Origin of the sequence: Marinicrinis lubricantis, from assembly GCF_042658665.1 — a bacterium.
Lineage (GTDB): Bacteria > Bacillota > Bacilli > Paenibacillales > KCTC-33676 > Marinicrinis > Marinicrinis lubricantis.
Genome location: NZ_JBHSQV010000178.1, coordinates 13,110 through 34,274, shown reverse-complemented (window position 1 = coordinate 34,274; position 21,165 = coordinate 13,110). Strand labels below are relative to the sequence as shown.

Here is a 21,165-nt window from a genome sequence, read left to right as displayed (position 1 = left end):
TCCGTTCCTAAAAAAAGAAGGTGCAGTACAACACTACACCAGGTTCGTTTCTTTAATCCAAGCTTCGGTACGGCGAATGCCTTCTTCTAAGTCAACTTGCGGTTCCCATCCCAGCAGCTGCTTGGCTTTATTATAATTGCATAGCAGCTTAGCAATCTCACTCTGCGGATGAATGTGTGGAACGTGCTCAATTTGATCTGCTCCCGCAATGAGCTCAGCTAATGCATTAATCGAGATATCCCTACCTAGACCGGCATTCACGATGTGTCCATCCACCTTTGAGGAATAGCCAGATTGTACGACAAAGCGAGCACAATCCTCCACATACAGCAGATCACGGGTTTGATTGCCGTCTCCGTAGATTTGAAGCTTTTTGCCGTTTAATTTATTTTTTATGAAAATAGCTACAACTCCGCCTTCACCACCGGTCTTTTGAAAGGGACCATAAGTATTAAACGGACGAATCACCACAGCGGGCAGACCATACGCATGGTAATAGGACAGCACCATGTTCTCTGCAGCAATTTTAGCTCCGGCATACGGAGAAGCGGGTTTAATCGGATGAGCTTCTGTAATCCCTTGTTCATCGGTACACCGATCATAAACCATGCAGGTACTCATCAGTACAATTTTCGTTTCATGTTTCCGGCATTCCTCAAGCACGTTAAACGTGCCAACTGTATCATTGTTGAAAGTCGTCTCCGGATCGTCGATGGAATCCTGCACATTAATCGAAGCACCCAGATGATAGCACAATGCAAATCGATGATCCTGAAACAGCTGCTCCAGCAGCTTACGATCCTTTATATCCCCCTGGATAAAATCGATCAAATTCGGATGATCCTTAAACTCAGCCAAATTTTCTTCTCGCCCATTCGATAAGTCATCCAGCACCCATACGTGATGCTGATCTTCTAAAAGACGTTTCACGACCCAACGACCGATAAATCCGGCTCCACCGGTAACAAGTACGTTCATCATTGTTCTCCTATAAATTCAGTAGTATTTAAAATGCTTTTACCAACGGCGGCTCATGCTGCGGCAGCTCACCGTCCAAATATTTATCAACAATATCGTTGTTAAAAGTATTATAAATCAGTCTCAAATGCTGAGGATGCCAATCCGCCGAAGTAAACAGCTTGCCGGATGATTTCTGGGGTACCGGCGTCATTTCCTTCCCATTCATCTTCAAATCCAAAATGTGTACGAGATCTTGCGCTGCCTGCATAACGGCTTTGCATGCTACATCATGAATTCCGTCGCCCCGCTCCAATTCCGGTACGGCATGATGAATAATATCTCCTCCATCTAAACGTGAGGTCAGCTGATGAATCGTCATGCCTGCCCAATTCGGCTTCAAGAAATAAAATGGCCAGAACAACGTTATATTCCCTCTGTACCAAGGCGATAGTCCGCCATGAATATTCCAAGCTGTATCGGGCAGCACATCGAGGACCGATTGACGCAAAATATGTACACCATACGAGATGACAGCATCGGGTTTATATTGATGAATCCAGTCGACTACACCTTGGCCATTCAATTCTTCGGGTTTAACGCGAAGCGTTGGAATGGAGGCAAGCTCTGCGTACTGTCCATCTCCGAAGAAGCGGAGCTCTGAAGCCTCTCGATCGGCAAAGTGCCGAATGAAGTTTTCCTTATCCTGCTGTAATATATTCGCCGGAGGCGATGGAACTAAGGCCTCTCTTTCTTCTACCACCAAAGCCTGCAGAAAGCCAGACTTTGCTAATTGGCTGGCGACATATAAATGTCTCGGATGCGATCCTGTTAACAACATTACATTCATGAGTCCAGCCCTCTCTTCATTGAATATGGGCCTTTCAGAAGCCCTTTGTCCAGCAATAATTGAACAATTGGAATTAAATCAATGACCGAACATTTGCACTTTTCGGCAATCTCCAGCATCCGATGTTCCCCATCACAATAATTAAGGATGGTTAATATCCGATTTAATTGCTGCCTGGAATCGATAACTTCATTGTTGGATTTCGAGCGCGTCTGATGTGAATTCATATCTGGATAGAGCCCATGTCGATCAAGCTTCACTTCTCCATAGGGCGATTGATTCACATAATATCCATCAAACTCCAACGCCTTCAATATCGTCTCCAGCTGGTCTACACTGTCGAGCAGTGTATTCAGCGGCATATTCTCTTTATTATCCAGCGATGTATGGTATTCTTTATATCCGCCATCTAGCTTTCTTGATATTTGGCCAACCGGTAGATTAAAGCCCGGTGAGCCATATTGTCGTTCATCCGATCCATAATTCGGTGTGAAGGGCCTTTCCCGCAGTTCCAAACTATTATTTTGTGCCAAATGCGAAATCATCTGATCGATGGGAGCATCCTCCCTACGGCTGTGCTTAAAGCTCAAAGACTCATGTCCACCAACACAGGTAACCACCAGCCCGGAGTACAAGTTTTGCTTCAGCTCTTGTCCAAAGCGGTGCAAATACGCAATGGATCCGATCGTTTCCGGCACAAATACAAACCGATAAGTAAATCTTCTTTTGTTCCATTTCTTCAATCTTTGATACAGCCCTGCAGCCGTCAACGGTCCACTTAACTCATTGTTCGCCATCGAAGGATGACAAACATAAGTGCTAATCAGAATCTCCTCGCTGCTTTCCCCTGGCAAAATGGCATGAGCATAATTCAGCTCGCCATCCACCAGCTCGCTATCAATCTTCGCATGATATTTTCCCGGCTTCAATTGTTCTCGCACAGAATGAGGAATACAGAACCCCCATCGCTCCTTGTAATAAGACGTGACGTAAGGGATTGCATCGGGAAGTTGTGGCAGCGAATGAAGATGTGTCTGCAGCTGCTCCAGCTCCAGTGTCTCATCTACAGGTACACTGTAATTTAATACATGAAGATTGTGTTGAGTAAAGTCCGCAATAACTTCGCCATCCGGTGCTGTTAATCTCGCTCCGTATATTCTCCATTCCTTTGGTACCTTCCAGTCATATACCTGCTCACCTGTAGGCACGCCAAAAATCTGTAAGGGTATGAATTCCGTTAAAATCTGAAGTGTTTCCCGAAGACCCGGACCGGTAATGCTTCTGCATAACGGAAACAAGCGGTCAAATAAGTGCTCCATCGATTCGAGTTGGTCCAAGTCGAACAGATTTTGTAAAGATCTTGCTGTATCGGTTTCGATCATATTTCTCAATCCCTGCATCAAATTTTAGAGCACATCCCACGTTAAGGGCGTTCCTGCTTGTACATCTTTAGACACGGTCTTACCCAGTACAATATCCATATATTTGGTTGGCAATCCTAGTCCCGGTCGAATGGATTTTACGTGTTCCTTTGTCAGCGTTTCGCCTTGTTTCACATCTTTAGCGATATAAAGAGAACGGCGATGCTTTAAGGATGGCTTCTCTGCTTCCGTTGGTCCGTACTGAATCCCCCCTAAGCTTTCCCATGCTTTTTGCGTTTCTTCAACAAGTGCCTTCATCTCGTTAGGCTCCATCGAAAATGCGCTGTCTACGCCGCCCTCAGCCCGGGACAGTGTGAAATGCTTCTCGATCACGGTCGCTCCCAGTGCAACGCTGGCGACCGATACGCCGATCCCTAAGGTGTGATCGGATAAGCCTACCTGACATTGGAACAGTTCGCTCATATGGGGAAGAGTACGAAGATTAGAATTGGCGGGACTGGCGGGATACGTGCTCGTACATTTTAATAGTACAATATTGGAGCATCCATATTCCCGCAGCGTGCGTACCGACTCATCCAACTCAGCAGGCGTAGCCATGCCCGTAGACATGATAACCGGCTTGCCCGTTGCCGCAATTTTCCTCAATAGCTGTATATCGGTATTTTCAAAAGAGGCGACCTTATAACAAGGTACGTTTAACGATTCTAAGAAATCGACAGCAGTCTCGTCAAAAGGGGTGCTGAACGGAATGACGCCCTTCTCACGACATCTGTCGAAGATCGCTTGATGCCATTCCCAAGGCGTATAAGCTTGCTGATACAATTCATATAGCGAGGTGCCTTTCCACAGATTCTGTTCATCCTCGATAAAAAACTCTCCCGTACGAATATCGAGCGTCATCGTATCCGCAGTATACGTCTGCAGCTTTAGTGCATGGGCACCCGACTCTGCAGCTGCATCTACTATCGATAGAGCCCTTTCCAGCGATTGGTTATGGTTTCCGGACATTTCTGCAATAATCATTGGCGGGTGATTGGGACCCACTTTTCGGCTGCCGATTACAAATTCCTTCATCATTTACACCTCAGTCTGAAAATAATCATGGTTCGTCTCTATGCTGTACGTGTACTTCTTAATATATATCGGCTGCACTCCGCCAAAAGTATATAATAAAGCTCAGGTACTTTTTAGGTAATCGATTAGCGAATGCCCCGGCTCGGTCCGGTCTGAAGCCATTAACTGCTTTGCTTTCACCGACATCGCCTCCCATCTGTGGGTGGGCTCTTGGACATTGCTAAGAATATGAAGATAGTTCGCAGGTTGAACTTGCTCGTGCCAACCGATCCAAAACACGGCACCAAAGTGAGCAGCAGCTTTCGTCGAAGCGATTTGGTTTTCTGCAACCGTCGTAACCACCGACGGCAGTCCCAGGAAACAACGTTCCCACATCGTGACGCCGCCTGCCCCTAGGGAAAGATCCGCCTCGGCCATCAGATCGGCTAAATAATCAATTTGGCAGTGATATTGAATGCCCATTTGACTGCACATCTGTTCGATACGAAAACGATGGGGATTTGCACTTCCTACAACCACATCTACGCCATACGGTCGGTTCGTTATGCTATCCATAGCTTCCAATGCTTTGAGTGTCTCGCACGTCGGATCGCTTCCCCCAAAAAATACGAGTACTCTTCGGATGTGATTATCTCTTGTCCTTCGTCTGCCCGCTGCTTGATAAAACTCCGGGCGCAAAATCAAATATGCCGGTCCGAGCAATAGACGGCAGTGCTCCGGAACAAGATCCGCATATCGATTTTGCAGATCTTCATTATAATTTTGATCCAGCAAGAGATCACATGCGTGTCTGCGATTCGCTAGATCATCGATGACAAGCACCCGTCCTGTGATGGACTGCATGGCTTCCTCCCAACGATAGTCCAAACCATAATGGTCTACTACGATGGCATCAGGCCGAACGCCGAGCTCTTCGATACGAAGTTTCATTTCCTGCGCATCCCTTGCCTGATCCAGCGGTTTTGAAGCATCCAAACGAAGGACTGTATACCCGGCTTGCTCGAGCCATTCGCATAAATTGCCTTGCTCTGCCCGGCATACGAAATACACTTCAAACCGTTGTTCCCGCATATAGTTCGCCAACGTTGCACAGCGCATCACATGTCCTGTACCGATCTGAACCGAAGCGTCTGTTCGAAAAGCAACCTTCACCTTCTTCACCAACTTGTCCATCGATTTATCCGCGTGATGTTACTCCACCGGTTTTTGCTGAATATGAGCATTGATGCTGGATACCTCTGGGTGATCCAACAAATAACGAATCACTTGTTCAGAAGAGACTAGCTTATCTCCGTTAAAGTAACCTGCTATGCTGCGGCAAAGGTCATAATCCTCAGGCGTATCTAATGTAATGCGCAGTTGAGGCTGGCATTTGGCAGCAGGAGCTTCATACACCGCGGTTTGGAATTTCTCCGCAAACTCGTAGCCATAGTAAGTTACATGTTCCCGGTGCCTAGGCTCTGTTCCATGCTGGTGAATGTACTCCAGAGCGGAATAGGCGAACACCTCCACGGCTAGCCCCCTCGGCAGATCTCCCTTCAATTTCACATAATCCGCACGCGTATGTTCCATGACCCGAATCATATCTTCCGCCATCTCCACGTCGACGAATGGACAGTCCGAAGTGACTCGAATTACGCAATCGGGTGCATACGATTGGGCACATTCGTAATATCTCGAGAGGACGTCATCTTCCGATCCGCGGAAACAAGTCACGCCGCTGCCTGCACACCACTGCTCAATTGCATCATCCTGCGGAAGCACAGAGGTCGCTACAACTACTTCGTTGACATCCAGCTTCTGGCACCGGCTAACGACATAATCCAGTACCACTGTATTACCGAGCGGCATCAGCACTTTACCCGGCAGCCTGCTGGAACCCATTCGGGCTTGAATGATAATTATTGTCTTCATCTGATCACTACCTCGTTATTGTTCGATAAACAAGTCTTCTGCGTACCTGACCATCTTTATACCGTTCTTTCGCTCAAACGAATAACTCCCCAAATGAATTCCCTGTGACTCAAGAAGGGCCCAATAAAAACTGTCTAAGCCTGCTCTTATGCTTGCTGTTGAAGCCCCTCCAAATCTGCTGTTGCATTCAATAAAATGAAATGCGCCATCTCGATCCATCATTACCTGCACTACTACATGCCCGTATAACCCCAAGGACTCAACCATTCTTACAGACTCACTTTGTAGTTTCTCGTCCTCAAATACCGTCGTTATCTGGGACTCTCCGCCAACCGTTAACTCCCTATATCTGCATATACAGCCCTTCACTTTTCCATTCATGCCTACGTATAGATCAATACTGGCTTCACTACCCTCTATATAGGGTTGAAAAATGGGATGTCGCATACGCTTGGCCCAATCCTGGGCTTCCTCCACCGTTAGGTTTAAACCAATATTGCTTGAACCTGCACCGAACCGCTCTTTTACTGCATATCGATCATATGGCAGGGTGCTTACATTCAATGAAGTAGGAATAACGGGATAACTGCGATCTCTACCAAATGTGTAGAACTCCAATTTGTCCAAGCACTTCTGGATGGAAGAAAAGCTGCTGATCATAACATAAATGCCTTCTCTTCGAAGTCGTTCCTTTATCCCCGCGAAATACAGAAGTTCACCATCCCTAGTAGGAATAATGACATCAACCTGCTTCTGTGCACAGAATCGAATAAGTTCTTGTTCGCTTAACTCTGAAAGAAGCGGCATTTCCCAAAAATCGTCTACAAAATATTTTCCCACACATTCACGATTGCTGTCCGCTCCGATAATTTGATGATCGCCTTTTATTTTGGCAGCAGCTTCCCTTACTGCACGAATTAAGGGTACCTTTTTTGAAATACTTGTAATTAATATGTTCATAGGTTTATCCTCAGCCCTTGCCTCTTTTCGGTTCAGGTCCGCTGTAATGATGAGTTTAGATAGAATAATATGTCTCACGACAGCTACTCACTGTATGGTAATAAAGAAGCCAGTGATGTCATGGTCTCATCAGCTTCATATTCTGGCTCTAATTTTGTGTTCATATGATCACCGACGGGTCGAACAATACGAATGGTTTTCATCCCCAAACGTTTGGCCGTAATGAAATCCTTATGAGGATTATCTCCGACATAACAGCAATTTTGCGGCAATACAGCAAGCAATTTTGCTGCTTTCAAATACGGCGCTTCGTGAGGCTTCCAATAACTTGTACCGCCAAAATCATCCGATACAACAATGGCTTGAAAATACGGTTTTATCCGTAAAGATTCAATTTTATTCCATTGGACTTGAGATGCCCCATCGGTAATCAATCCCAATTTTAATTCATGTTGCTGCGCGTACTCCAGAAAAATTTTAGCATCTTCATATAATTGAATGGTGGGACGATGACTACGATACAGATCAACCAACAGTTGAGTTTCCATCTGAATATGAAGCTTACTTATGACCGTATCAAAGACCTTGCCTCTACCTTCTGTTGTCCAAACGGAGAGCAATTCATGATATATTCGATCCACACCATAATCGCTTCGCTCTGCCAAAGCTTTGGCCACTGCAAGAAATCCGGATTTAACGTAATCATGTTCACAATATAATGTATCATCCAGATCCAATATATAGGTTATAATCATGAATTCCTCTCGCTCCAATAATAGAATCTCTCTAATAGACAGTGGTTTTATACCATTCGTAAGTTTGCACGATACCTTCGCGCAAACTGATCGATGCTTTCCAACCCAACTGACTTAATTTCGTTATATCCAAAAGTTTTCTCGGCGTTCCATCCGGCTGATCCGTATTAAATCGAATTTCTCCCTCGTACCCAACAATCTGCTGAATCAATTGTGCCAATTCTCTGATCGATAAATCTTGACCTGTCCCAATATTAACAAATCCGTCCAATTGTATTGCCGATACGTTTTCCATCAAATATACAGATGCATCAGCCAAATCATCAGCAAATAAAAACTCCCGCCTTGGATTCCCTGTCCCCCAAACCTCCACAAACGCAGAGTTGGTCACCTTAGCTTCATGAAACTTTCTAATCAAGGCAGGGATGACATGTGAATTTTGCAGATCGAAGTTGTCCCCAATCCCATATAAATTAGTAGGCATAACTGAAAGAAAGTCTGTTCCATACTGGCGATTGTATGCTTCACACATTTTCATCCCGGAAATTTTAGCGATCGCATAGGGCTCATTGGTAGGTTCTAATTCACCAGTTAATAAGCACTTTTCCTTCATCGGCTGAGGAGCAAATTTAGGGTAAATGCAAGAACTTCCTAAGAACAAAAGCTTCTTCACTCGAGATTGATATGCAGCGTGTATCACATTGGTCTGAATAGCCAAGTTATCATAAATAAACTGTGCCGGATACGTTCGATTCGCGTGAATTCCGCCTACCTTCGCAGCAGCTAAAAAGACATACTCGGGTTGTTTCGTGCGGAAAAACTGCTCTACTGCTTCTTGGTTCCTAAGGTCCAATTGACTGCTGGTTCGAGTGATTAAATTCGTGTACCCCGCGGCCTGCAAGCGTCTGTAAATCGCCGATCCAACCAAACCGCGATGACCAGCCACGTAAACTTTAGAATCCCGCCTCAATCCAACTCCCCCTTTCACTCGTAGTAATTCCGGACAGAAAACCCCTCTTTTTCAATGACAACATCTTTTTGTGCTTCCTCAAGGTCGGAGTGTACCATCATGCTGACCAGCTCTTTAAATGTTACTTTGGGAGACCACCCGAGCTGCCTTTTCGCCTTACCCGGGTCGCCCAGCAATACATCCACTTCTGTCGGCCTAAAATAGCGCGGGTCCACTTCGACCACACTACGGCCAGAAGCTTTATCTATTCCTTTTTCGTGAACACCTGAGCCCTGCCATTCTAATTCCATATTCAGCTCCTGAAAAGCAGCCTCTACAAACTCGCGTACGGTTCTCGTTTCACCCGTAGCAATAACGTAATCCTCGGGTTTATCCTGCTGCAGCATCAGCCACATCGCCTCGACGTAATCACCGGCAAATCCCCAATCCCGTTTCGCATCGAGATTGCCAAGATACAATATATCCTGCAGTCCAAGCTTCATTCTTGCAGCGGCTCGTGTAATTTTACGGGTAACAAAAGTCTCCCCGCGCAATGGTGATTCATGATTAAATAGAATCCCATTGCAGGCAAACATATTGTAGGCTTCACGATAATTCACTGTAATCCAATAACCATAGATTTTAGCTGCTGCATAAGGGCTTCTTGGATAGAAAGGGGTGTTCTCGTTTTGCGGCACTTCTTGCACTTTCCCATACAGTTCACTAGTAGATGCCTGATAGAATTTTACCCGCTCCGTCATACCTAAAATTCGTATGGCTTCCAGCAATCGAAGTGTCCCTAATGCATCCGAATTGGCTGTGTATTCAGGCGTTTCAAAGGACACTTTAACATGGCTCTGTGCGGCCAAATTATATACTTCGTCCGGCTGTACTTCCTGCAAAATCCGAATCAAGTTCGTTGAATCGGTCATATCTCCATAATGGAGAAAGAAGTTGACATGCTCCTCGTGGAGATCCTGATATAAATGGTCGATGCGGTCCGTATTAAACGAAGAGGCCCTACGCTTAATTCCATGGACCTCATACCCTTTATTCAGAAGAAATTCCGATAAGTAAGCGCCATCCTGTCCTGTGACGCCTGTAATGAGTGCTTTCTTTTTCATATGCAATCCCCTTGCTTCATTAAACTAACCACTATATTGCAAAAGAACAGGCCTCAATTCCCTCCATGTCCATTTCAAATCGGAGGATGTGACATGAGGATTCGATTGAATTTGGGTCAAATTATGGTTCGCATCCATATAATTCGGTATGTCTGAAAGGACCTCCTGAAGCAGTTGAATCGCCTCTTCTTTATGTCCCATGCATCCCCATGCTGCAGCAAGATTGTTTCTTGCCGCCCCGTGATGCTTGTCTTGCTTTAACGCTTCACGGAATGATGTAGCGGCTTGCCTAAACTGTTTGCAAATTACAAAATACAGCCCATGGAAGAAATAGAGTGATGCGGAACTATGACCTTCCGCAATAAGCTGCTTTAAGTAGTGATGGCCTTCCTCATACTGGTCCAAACGGTACAGTACCGAAACATAATCGGCAGCATTGATGACTATCGGCAGGTCTCTGCGGTGAATGGCCTCTTTAATAAATTCGAGACGATATTTCTGAAGCACCCTTCTTTCCCCATCTAACATAGACTTAATATGTGATGAAGCATTGGAGGAATGTCTTCGAACCGTGAACAATGGTTCGTTAATATATAGGAAGCCTCCTCTTTGGGCAAGTCTCAACCATAAATCCCAATCCTCTGAATGAGAGAGTTCTAAATCAAAGAGTCCCGCTTCAATTGCAGTTTGTCGATGGACCGAAGTACCAGAAAGATAAACATGATTTCTCACGAATTCATAGCCTAAAATCTCATGTGGGCCAACTTGCTTAAATTGAGTAATTCCAGGCAATAAATTTCCGTGCTCGTCGATCTGTCTATAGGCACTATGGCATAATACGGCATGAGTTGCCTCATTCGTGGCCAATAACTGAACGTGTGTTTCCACAAGTGTCTGATCAACCACATCATCCGCATCCAATAACAAAATCCATTGCCCCGATGCCTCGCCGAATCCTTTATTGCGTGAGTATGAAACTCCGCGATTTCGATCGTTCCTGATCACTTTGATCGGTATGCTCGTTTGCTCCATCCATTTAGCAACGATTTGAGCGCTTTGATCCTGACAGGCATCATCGACAACAATAATCTCTTCGAGCGGATACGTCTGGCTGCATAAACTTTCTAATGTTTCTTGAATATATAGCTCCGCATTATACATCGGAACGACAGCCGAAAATGTGAGAGAGGCTTTCCGCGGATTCATGCCTATCGTCATCCGATTAGTTCCTTCCAAGAATAAATTGAAGTCTGCGCTCCTAGACGTTCCCTCAGCTGTTCCATGATGATTCGATCACTCGTACTCTCGACACTCAGCAAAATGACATCGTACGCATCTCGATTCTCCATCAGCCACTCGCTTCCATGAATGGGGACACCCTCCAGATAGCTCCCTTGCTTGTTTACATCATTATCAATGAAACAAACGGTCTCGATCTCCTCACGACGCAGGTCGGATAATAAATACAACGCCGTCTTTAAGGTACCGAATACAACCGCCTTCCGCAATCCGATATCCTTTATCTTTCTCGTAATCCCACGTCCGCTCACCAGCCATTGCTCCAGCCATTCACGATACAGTGCATTGTTTTGAAACTCCGTGGACATCAGGTCGACGTTTTCGATGAAATGCTTATGAATAATCCGCTCACTTTCCTGAAGCATCTTCCACCGTGTACGATAATTGGAGGAAACCCCCCCAAGTTGAAATAAGGCGACCGTTCTCGGGAAATAATCCATGCTGGTACCGTATTCTTTGAACAGCTTAATCATCAAATCAAAATCAGCAGCTATGCGATAAGACGTGTCAAAGCATCCGGCCTGCAATAATATGGATTTCTTGGCAAAGAACGATTGATGCGATGGCCTGTGGCCCATTTTCAAATCATTTAGTGTCAGCTTTCGCCCTTGCAGGGAACAATATGAACCGTCAACCACACGGACATTCCCATATAGCGCCAATAAACCTTTTCTCTGATAAAAATAATTGGCCACATCTTCAATGACTGTGTTATCCTCTAAAACATCATCAGAATTTAAGAAGTAGATGATGTCACCGGTTGCAGCCTGTATCCCTTTATTGAAGGCATCATAAATCCCCTCATCACGTTCCGAAATCACTGTATCTATCCGGTCTTCATACTTCCTAATCAAGTCCAGTGTATGATCTGTGGAACCTCCATCGACGATGACATATTCGATATTTGGATATGTCTGCGATAAAACACTCTGTATGGTCTTTTCGATATTCGCTTCGCTCATGTAGCAGGCTGTGATAAAAGAAAATTTAATTGAATAATCATCTTTCATTCTTCGATTTCCTCAATTTTTCTTAGTTTGTTTGCCAAATCGTCTATATATAAGATCATTTCTTTCCAAGAAATGATCTGCTTATTGTTTGTTTTTAAATAATCAACTAGTTGTTTTTTTACTTGTAAATCATGATTTCCTTCTATAGATAACAATATGACATCAAACTTTTCTTCATTTTGTTCTATCCACGAAGGATGAAATATTGGAATACCTTCAAAATTCTTTTCCAGACTGATTTTATTATCTATGAACGCTACTAAGTCCAGATTCGAACTATCTATCTCATTTTTTAATCCTTTTGCTATTGTCTTGGTACCAAATATAACAATTCTAGAAAAACCCCAATCTCTTAATAACTGTAAAATATCATTACCAAAAAGTTTAAGTTCCAACCATCTTTCTTTATAGTAAGTAACGTTCAACACTTTGCTATCATTTTGAATCTTATAAATATGTTGTTCAGTATACTGATCTAGTAATATATCCTGTATCATTAATGATGGGTGAGTTAATGGAAGTTTAATCTCCTCTAAAGGCAGGTTTGATAATAAGTCATCTAATTGTGTGGTTTGTGTGGCATCGTTTCTTCCAAATCCGATATTTGTAACAAGGTTAACCCTGGGTATTATCGTTAATGCACGATGCAACCAACTCGTTAATATCCACTGGTAATCCCACGAATGTTCGTTTTTCCCTGAAAAGGTATTTTGGAATTTCCCATACCAATAATTCACCACCTCAGGTTCATGTAGAATGTCATTTAGAAAACCTTTATCCCGTACCCACGGCCAAATCGACATATTAATGTCATATAAATCCCACGCCCTCTTCCATGTTGCCCACCCCCATATATGGGGATATCTCGAAAAGGAGTAATCTCCCTCATTCCTGGGGTCATAATCACTATTGAAATTATTACCTGAGATAGTCATAATCCTGGAATCATATTTGTACCTATCTAATAGTTCCTCACAATACGAAAAAAAGGAGGGGGATGGCAAGCAGTCATCCTCTAAAATAATGGCAGTTTCTACATGTTCAAATACCCAGTTTAATCCTGTGTATACTCGCTGCCTACACCCTAAATTCGTTTCAGAAAAATTTTTGTACACTTTACAGTTCCAATCAATATCATCTACTATTGTCCTTACCTTTCTACATAAAGTTCTATCACCAGTATTGTTTTCTCTCGGCCCATCTGCGATGATAAATAGCTCCTTTGGCTTAACCCTTTTTATTTCTTCAAAAACAAGAGCTGTGGTATCTGGCCTATTAAAAATTATAAATACGACTGGTGTATTTAATTGTTCCAATATTAATCCCCTTCCACACTAATATATTCATTGACTTTAATCACATTATCACCATGAAATCATCGTTTTGCTTCATGCCAATTTCAATAAGTTGTTGACGAATCTCATTTGCCCAAGTCGAAGCAATAAATATATACATATTTCTATCTATATCTCGAGGGCCAATAATCTCAATACCCGAGAAAAACTGGCCCCATTTACTCAAATTATTGTCAATAAAATATCGAACATTGATCCCATGCTTTTCTAATACCCTAAGTATTTTAGCCCCATACTCTCCTGCCCCGAAAATAACTACATGTCTGGATTCTTTATTTATTTCTTCTAGTTTTGCTTTAAGCTTCACCGTATCAAAAAAATACAGAAAGTCAATTGGAAGAGTGCGTTTATAACTTGTTGCCACATTCACAGCCATATCCCTAAACAATTGAGAAAAAATATGTTTGTCAGAATTTAACGCAATTTGACACATATACTGAATACATTCTTTATAATATTTCGCAGTATCAGAATGTTGGGGTCCTTTCGAAAGTTCGCCATCCAATATATATTTTCCGCATTCATCCACGGTTATTTGTAATTCGCTATATTCTTTTATATCAGTTACGTTATTAACAATTCTTTTATCATCCCAAAAACACACCGTATTACCTTCTGCTTGTTTTTCTATTATATGTTGATACAAATTAAGGTATTGCTCACCTACAACTTCCAAACTATATCTATGGACTGCCCTAATCCTTGCATTTTTTGATAGTTCCTCAAGCCTCCATTTGTTACCCAACACCCACTGGATACCACGTGCCAAATCCGCTGGCTCAAAAGGTGTCGCAAGGTAACCACACTGTTCATGTTCAACGATATCTTGTGGTCCATTTGCATCAAATGCTACTACAGGAGTTTGACATGATAAGGCTTCTATTAATGTTTTTCCAAAGGCCTCTTCTATCGAAGGGGCCACGAAAACATCTGCAGATGAATAAACTAGTGCAAGTTTATAATCATCATTAATAAATCCAAGTAACTGATATGAACAACCAAGTACTTGAATCTCTAATTCATCGCATTTTCCGAATACGACAAGATGATACTGTTCCCTATCGACCAGATGTGTGAAAGCCTCTTTTATTTTCCCAAAACCTTTTGTATTGTCCATCGGTCTAATCGAACCAAGCAAAATTATTTTTTTATTTTTCGGGATCCCCAATAAATCCCTAGCTTCTTCCTTTTCATACGGCCTAAATATATCAGTATCTATACAATTGGGAATCATTTCTACTCTTTGATTCCTAAAGATTTCACTATTTTCTGCACTCAACTTCAACCAATTACTAATAGCAACTGGAGTCATGTTATGTTTATATTGATTTTTCTTTTGTATCATTATTAATCTAGTCAGATCCTCAGGATTACTACTATTTAATTGCGGGCAGCTTCCACAACCAATTTCGTACCTTCTACAATCACCTGAATAATGACAACCTCCGGTAAATGGCCACATATCCCGAAAAGTCCATACAATGGGTTTTTCGATTTTTGAAAATGAATCTAAACCAATCATCCCGCCGTTAATCCAGTGAAAATGAATAATATCAGATTCTTTATATATGTCAGTCTGTGTAATATCAGCCCCTTCTACACCAACACTAAAAATTACATCTCTCCTATCTAGATATATTCCATTTAATAATGCTTGATCTAAAAACCTACTGTATTCAATTTCATTAAATCGCTCTAAAGTTGAACTTAGTTGTATGACATTATCATCCTTAACATTATCCTTGTGTGTCACGAGCACTTTAGAATTTATTCCCTTTTTTATTAGTCCTTTATGCAGAAAGTAGGCTCCTCGAGCGGCCCCGCCTTGTAGATTTCCACTTACAATGTGGAGTATATTCATCATATTCACCCGGCATTTTGAATAGTTTCAAAGATAATATCGATATATCCTATATTGTATTCATTTTAGAAAGAAGTTCATAAAAGATTGATGTTAATTCACTAAATACCCAAGCAATTTATATCTTTATAAAAGATAGTCGTCCTCTTTTCCCTGTATTCAAGAGCAGCCATCCCTTTAAAATCAAGTCTATTAAAACCCTCATCTTCTAGATATTTTTGTCCATCATTATAATATTCTCTTTCGGTATCATCCCAAATAATGACTCCATCATCTTTCAATGCATCTATTGCATTCATTGCACAATTGACTCTATCCCTTCCATCTACAATCACGACATCAAATTCTCCCTTGTATTTTTTAACTTCTTTACAATAATCTCCTCCATAATCCAATTCGATATATTGCATTTTTACGTTAATAGGCATTTCCTTTCTAAGTTTTGCTTCCCATTTTAAATCATGCTCACATGTATATACTTCTTTTACCTTATCCGCCCACCATAAAGTACTGTATCCTGATCCATATTCAAAGACCGTCATTTCGCGAGAAATCCGATTCTCCAAAAAGTGTAAAGCAGGGTAGGTTATCCAAGGTATCGGATTATCTTGGCGATCAATGCATTCCATTTTCAAAATACTATTTAACCAACCCCAATCATGAAGAGGTCCTTTACCTGAAAAAATTTCTTTCATAACCTTTAGCTTTATATAATCTTCAAAATATTGATCCTCAAATAAAGATTCAATAATTAGGTCCCGATACCTATGATCATTCTTGAATTTCTCTACAATTACGATAGATGTTTCTTTTTGTCCTACACAAACTAATACCCCGTCAGTATTCTGTAATAAATCTAATGGAACGTCATCTTTGTCTTTAAAGACATTTAAAGACTGATCTATCTCGGTCCCCACGATCACGCCTTTACGATCTATACAACCGCATACAACACTATTCCGAGATTCTAATAACCTTGCCCCGATCTCACCAGATGTATTTGTACCGTACAGTAAATACCTTTTCATTCCTTGAGTCATCCTCACTGTTTAGATAATATTCTCAGCCTCAAACCACTTTTTTATTGATTCCTTTGCTATAGCACTTTGTTTATTTAGAGTTGGAATACTACTCAATTTCTTGTTAATAATTGAATCACTTTTGCTAGACTTGTTGAACACGGGTACTAACATGTACATATCATCATATTCTATTGAGAGCCGGTACTCGTCTCCAGTCATTAATTCCTCGTATCTTTTTTCACCCGGACGCAATCCAATTTCATTAATCTGCACTGAATCTTGTATGCAATACTTATTTTTTACCTCTTCTATAATCACTTCCACCAAATCGCCCAGCCTGATCACCGGCATCTTCAACACAAACACTTCTCCACCTTCAGCCATCTCATTGGCCTTCAGAATCAGCTCAATCGCCTGGCTTGGCGTCATCATGTATCGAAGCATGTCAGGATCGGTAACCGTAACCCGTCTTTCCTCTAATATCTGCTTTTTAAATAGCGGTATCACAGATCCTCGGGAGCCCATGACATTTCCGAATCTTACGGAAGAAAATATAGTCTTTTTCGGACCCTTCTGAAATTCCGCGGCAGAGATCAAACGTTCTGCGGTTAATTTCGTTGCCCCGTATGTGTTGGTCGGGGAGATCGCTTTATCCGTGCTGGTAAACAGTACTTTCTTCACATTGGCTGCGATCGCGGCTTGAATGACATTTTGGGTACCGATCACGTTCGTCTGTACCGCTTCAAAGGGGTTATACTCACAAGAAGGGACATGCTTCATGGCAGCCAGATGGAACACATAATCAATGTCTTCCATCGCCCGACGGACGCGATCCGCGTCCCTCACATCACCAATAAGGAACCTCAAATTCCGATGTCCGCTCAACCGCTGCTGCATCTCCCATTGCTTGTGCTCATCTCTGCTAAATATACGGATCACTTCAGGCTCATCCTGAAGAAGCCGGTTGGTTAAATGGGTACCTATCGTCCCCGTACCGCCGATAATTAATATTTTCTTTCCCTTATAACGCAATGTCATCCCTCTATTCCTCAGAAGTCATCCAAGACGAGATCTTAATATCATCAAAACCGGGCGCAGTTCTTCATAATCGTCAAAGCATTTACAAATAAACGCTTTAAATTCGCTAATTATTTTTTCCGCTCTCTTAAAATAATCTTCAACCGTCTGGAACCGTTCGAGATTCTTGACCATCATCTCGACCTGCGCTGCATTCATCGGTTCCAAGAAGGAAAGATAGATCTTCATTTTCTTCATTTTCATAAACTGGTGATCAAATTTGGCCAGGAGCTTGTCCACCTTTTGCTGATCGTTGGCTGCAGCTGCTGCATTAGCTTCGTCGATCTGTTTCAGCATCAATGGGAACATCCGGTCAAGCCATTCGATCTCTTCAGCCAACTGAACCACGGCATCGATAGCCGTTTGCAAACGATATGGACGATCAAGGCACTGCTGCCAAGTGTTATCGACAACACCTGATTCCGCCAAATACGTTTCAATTACCCTTTCCATATCCATGAAGGGAGCTCTTTCAATCTTAGCCCCGCCCTTGGTCGTGTTTATGAACGTCATGTCATCTGCATATCGTTCAATCACGGCACCAAGCTCACTCTTCATTCGTTCAAAGCCTTCATTCGTCTCGATCTGATTGCCATATACGTCTTCCGTATAGATTACATTTTTGCGGTCTCGTTCCGTCAACGTATCTGGACGGCCCTTGTATCCGATCCCAGTGGAATAAAACTGACTGTTCCGATAGCCTAGGTTTTGTCCTGCAAAGATGACCGGATTACATCCGATTCGCTGCATCACATGTACCATAATGATTGCAATCGAAACCGCGTCCGGCACGGAATTCAATTCCTGCTTCGACTTTGCCGTCATCATCGGGGTCACTTGGTCCTGCTGCATCACCATATGGAACTTAGAGCCTGGATAATCCGGCAATGTTTCATGATAAACCGATGTGCCAAATACAAGCGGAATCGATTGGATCCCCTTTTCTACGACCGTCCGAAACACATTTTTATTATTTTTCATTGGATCGTATGTAAAGGCCGCATCCGGTTCTATCCCGTTCGCGATCAACGCTTGAATGGCCGAACCGGCAGAGAAAATATAAGCTAATCCGTTCTTTTTAATATATTTCAAGTGTTCAATCTCATCTGCTAAGGATGGTCCTGCTGACACGATGATGGCAGGTTTCCCCTTGAACACCGAATGGTCCATGGTCAAAAAGTTTGGCGTGGACAAGATGTCCTTCATATTCAAGAGACTATTCATGATCCACGGCTTTTGCATCATGCGAGTCGCTCGCAAGTTGTATGCTTTCTGTGAAGCGAGATTAGTAAACAGCTGTTCAAATCGCTCATAATGCTCCGAAAATAATCTGCGGTAGCTTGGCAAAGGAATATAAACAACAGATCCATTCACCAGATTTACCCATTCATAAATTTGCTGGATAAAAAGGTCACTTTGATCGTCCACGATCAATTCTCGTATATTCTTATGTTCAAGGAACTGCACATCCCTCGTCCGTACCAGTGTATCAAATACACCAAGATGTGGTTCGATAACGGTTATTTCCACTTCTGGATTTCTCTGTATGAATTGCTCGACATGGTAACCCAGACCAATGCCATAAAACAAGACATGGCTTGATTGATCTATTTCATAAGCTTCGATTATTTTCTCCGCTTCGTGAATAGGATCATATTTACTGTGTAAATAAGTGGTGGATGCATTCTTCTCAACTACAGCGGTATATGCCCCATTTATTTTGGACGGCTGAGCACTAACGATAAAGTTCGATGAACTTGTATGATTGTCCAGTTGTTCCAATACTTGCGGGAAACGCCGCTTCAATATTACTTCGTTATTAGTGAGTATCATTTCTGACTACCTCTTGATCTATAATCATCTGAACACAATCTAACAAACGCTGATATTCAGGGATTGCTTCATATTTGAGCAAATCGCTTACTGACGTATAGTCCTGTTGTTGTAATGCTTCCTCAAGCTCCTCTACAAATTCAGAAAAAGCGGCGGCTTCTAAAATTTGCTCGTATCCTCTTGAGCGTAATAATTGCACTACACTTTGGATCCACTCGAAACCTTTAACAAACTGATTGAACTGCTCCCATGTTTCCTGATTCGGAGACGGATAAAATCCATTAACTAATAATTCTAATGATGGAACAGCTCGCTGAAGATAATTGTGCAATGAGAGTATTGTCTGGTTAATAAACTCTCTTTCATTAAGAACGATGGCTTCTACCTTTTCTATCGAATTAATCTTGTCAAGGATTGTTTCGTAAGGATCTTCATATACTTCAACTTCTCCATTGATGATGATATGACTAAAAATCGTACCGGTTTCTTTCATTCTTTCATTAATATCATTAAACATTTGATCCAGTCCTGATTTATCCGCCTGATATACGAGCACTTGATCTTGAAATATTAATTGCATATCGTATTCCCTCCGAACCATTTAGCGACAAAAGTTGACACGTTTTTCTTTGTCTTTATTATCGGTTAAATGGGTTCTAAAGTGTATAGATAAATATATCCAAGACAACAAAAAGGGCCTCGTGAGAGACCCCTTCGCATTTCTACTTATCAATGTTATTATCTTAACAGCTGCAATACACCTTGAGGTGTTTGGTTAGCTTGAGCAAGCATAGATTGAGCAGCTTGTGTAAGAATGTTATTCTTCGTAAAGTTCATCATTTCTTTCGCCATATCTACATCACGAATACGGGACTCGGAAGCAGTCAAGTTCTCAACTGTCGTGTTCAAGTTGTTGATTGTCATTTCCAGACGGTTTTGCTGCGCACCTAGGTAAGAACGAGCTGAAGAAACCTCTTTAATTTGGTCGTCGATACCACCGGTACCGGAAAGAGCACCTCTTGCACCGGAAGCAGTACCAAAATCCAAAGCATTTACATACGTAGCAACACCGGACAAGGAGAAGTTGCTAGCATCCATTTCCAATGTTTGAGCTTTTTCTTGACCGATCTGCAGTGTTACTTTACCACTTGCTAGACCAGTACCACCGCTACCAGCTAACAATTGAATACCGTTGAATTTCGTGTTGTCACGAATGTTTTCGATTTCTTTCGCAAGCTCTTCAACTTCTTCTTGAATACGATCACGGTTTTCATCTTGAAGCGTACCGTTGGAAGCTTGAGTAGCTAGTTCTTTAATACGAACGAGCATATCGTTAACTGTTTGCAGTGCACCTTCTGCGGTTTGCACAAGGGAGACTCCGTCTTGAGCGTTACGGGAAGCTTGTTCCATACCGCGGATTTGCGCTCTCATTTTTTCAGAGATAGACAAACCAGCAGCATCGTCAGCCGCACGGTTAATGCGGTAACCGGATGACAATTTCTCGATGTTTTTGCTTGCGTTTGCAGTGTTGATACCCAGTTGACGGTGGGTGTTTAAAGCTTGAATATTGTGGTTGATAATCATGTGATATTTCCTCCTTGAAATGTTTGCTTATCCCGCTTCCTTGCGGAATGTATGTACCTCAATCGAATAGGTCGGCCGCCCTACTCATTTCGGCTCTAATTTATATATCGTACTTTTGGGATCAATAGTTTAGTGCCATTTCTAGCCATTTCTAATCAT

General features: G+C 42.4%; 19 protein-coding genes. All 19 read right to left on the bottom strand.

Features of this window, described 5'->3' with window-relative positions; all coding sequences use genetic code 11:
- Window positions 1-33: 33 nt before the first annotated feature.
- Window positions 34-978, bottom strand: a complete 945-nt coding sequence (locus ACFPXP_RS17640; protein WP_379895720.1) for a dTDP-glucose 4,6-dehydratase — start codon at window positions 976-978, stop codon at window positions 34-36.
- Window positions 979-1,006: 28 nt separating this feature from the next.
- A complete protein-coding gene (locus tag ACFPXP_RS17635; protein WP_379895690.1) occupies window positions 1,007-1,807 on the bottom strand; it encodes a formyl transferase in 801 nt (266 codons plus the stop codon).
- The gene (locus tag ACFPXP_RS17630) at window positions 1,804-3,189 is read right to left on the bottom strand and encodes a DUF4910 domain-containing protein (protein ID WP_379895689.1); all 1,386 of its coding nucleotides are present in this window, start codon (window positions 3,187-3,189) and stop codon (window positions 1,804-1,806) included. Before ACFPXP_RS17630 ends, ACFPXP_RS17635 begins: the two co-directional genes overlap by 4 nt.
- Before the next feature lie 24 nt (window positions 3,190-3,213).
- Complete coding sequence (gene pseI / locus ACFPXP_RS17625) at window positions 3,214-4,263, bottom strand: pseudaminic acid synthase (RefSeq protein ID WP_379895719.1); 1,050 nt, start codon at window positions 4,261-4,263, stop codon at window positions 3,214-3,216.
- Between the two features lie 102 nt (window positions 4,264-4,365).
- A complete protein-coding gene (pseG, locus tag ACFPXP_RS17620; protein ID WP_379895688.1) occupies window positions 4,366-5,436 on the bottom strand; it encodes a UDP-2,4-diacetamido-2,4,6-trideoxy-beta-L-altropyranose hydrolase in 1,071 nt (356 codons plus the stop codon).
- Between the two features lie 18 nt (window positions 5,437-5,454).
- A complete protein-coding gene (locus tag ACFPXP_RS17615) occupies window positions 5,455-6,177 on the bottom strand; it encodes a cytidylyltransferase domain-containing protein (RefSeq protein ID WP_379895687.1) in 723 nt (240 codons plus the stop codon).
- Between the two features lie 15 nt (window positions 6,178-6,192).
- Window positions 6,193-7,215 (bottom strand): ATP-grasp domain-containing protein, encoded by a 1,023-nt coding sequence (locus ACFPXP_RS17610; RefSeq protein ID WP_379895686.1) that lies wholly within the window; start codon window positions 7,213-7,215, stop codon window positions 6,193-6,195.
- A gap of 5 nt (window positions 7,216-7,220) precedes the next feature.
- Entirely contained in the window at window positions 7,221-7,892 is a 672-nt protein-coding gene (locus tag ACFPXP_RS17605; protein WP_379895684.1) for an HAD family hydrolase, read from the bottom strand.
- A gap of 31 nt (window positions 7,893-7,923) precedes the next feature.
- On the bottom strand, window positions 7,924-8,862 hold the full coding sequence (gene fcl, locus ACFPXP_RS17600; protein ID WP_379895683.1) for a GDP-L-fucose synthase: 939 nt from the start codon (window positions 8,860-8,862) through the stop codon (window positions 7,924-7,926).
- Window positions 8,863-8,876: 14 nt separating this feature from the next.
- On the bottom strand, window positions 8,877-9,965 hold the full coding sequence (gene gmd / locus ACFPXP_RS17595) for a GDP-mannose 4,6-dehydratase (RefSeq protein WP_379895682.1): 1,089 nt from the start codon (window positions 9,963-9,965) through the stop codon (window positions 8,877-8,879).
- A gap of 24 nt (window positions 9,966-9,989) precedes the next feature.
- Window positions 9,990-11,171 (bottom strand): glycosyltransferase, encoded by a 1,182-nt coding sequence (locus ACFPXP_RS17590; RefSeq protein WP_379895681.1) that lies wholly within the window; start codon window positions 11,169-11,171, stop codon window positions 9,990-9,992.
- Window positions 11,172-11,179: 8 nt separating this feature from the next.
- Window positions 11,180-12,274, bottom strand: coding sequence for a glycosyltransferase (locus ACFPXP_RS17585; protein WP_379895680.1), 1,095 nt, complete (start codon window positions 12,272-12,274; stop codon window positions 11,180-11,182).
- Window positions 12,271-13,590 carry a hypothetical protein gene (locus tag ACFPXP_RS17580; RefSeq protein ID WP_379895679.1) on the bottom strand — a complete coding sequence of 440 codons (1,320 nt, stop codon included), beginning with the start codon at window positions 13,588-13,590 and terminating at the stop codon, window positions 12,271-12,273. Before ACFPXP_RS17580 ends, ACFPXP_RS17585 begins: the two co-directional genes overlap by 4 nt.
- Before the next feature lie 40 nt (window positions 13,591-13,630).
- The gene (locus ACFPXP_RS17575) at window positions 13,631-15,493 is read right to left on the bottom strand and encodes a glycosyltransferase (RefSeq protein ID WP_379895678.1); all 1,863 of its coding nucleotides are present in this window, start codon (window positions 15,491-15,493) and stop codon (window positions 13,631-13,633) included.
- Window positions 15,494-15,591: 98 nt separating this feature from the next.
- The gene (locus tag ACFPXP_RS17570) at window positions 15,592-16,518 is read right to left on the bottom strand and encodes a hypothetical protein (protein ID WP_379895677.1); all 927 of its coding nucleotides are present in this window, start codon (window positions 16,516-16,518) and stop codon (window positions 15,592-15,594) included.
- A gap of 21 nt (window positions 16,519-16,539) precedes the next feature.
- On the bottom strand, window positions 16,540-17,550 hold the full coding sequence (locus tag ACFPXP_RS17565) for an SDR family NAD(P)-dependent oxidoreductase (RefSeq protein WP_379895676.1): 1,011 nt from the start codon (window positions 17,548-17,550) through the stop codon (window positions 16,540-16,542).
- Window positions 17,551-17,568: 18 nt separating this feature from the next.
- Window positions 17,569-19,422, bottom strand: coding sequence for a motility associated factor glycosyltransferase family protein (locus tag ACFPXP_RS17560; RefSeq protein ID WP_379895675.1), 1,854 nt, complete (start codon window positions 19,420-19,422; stop codon window positions 17,569-17,571).
- Window positions 19,409-20,002: a hypothetical protein gene (locus ACFPXP_RS17555; RefSeq protein WP_379895674.1), complete on the bottom strand. Its 594-nt coding sequence runs from the start codon at window positions 20,000-20,002 to the stop codon at window positions 19,409-19,411. Before ACFPXP_RS17555 ends, ACFPXP_RS17560 begins: the two co-directional genes overlap by 14 nt.
- Before the next feature lie 158 nt (window positions 20,003-20,160).
- On the bottom strand, window positions 20,161-21,006 hold the full coding sequence (locus ACFPXP_RS17550; RefSeq protein ID WP_379895672.1) for a flagellin N-terminal helical domain-containing protein: 846 nt from the start codon (window positions 21,004-21,006) through the stop codon (window positions 20,161-20,163).
- Between the last annotated feature and the right edge of the window lie 159 nt (window positions 21,007-21,165).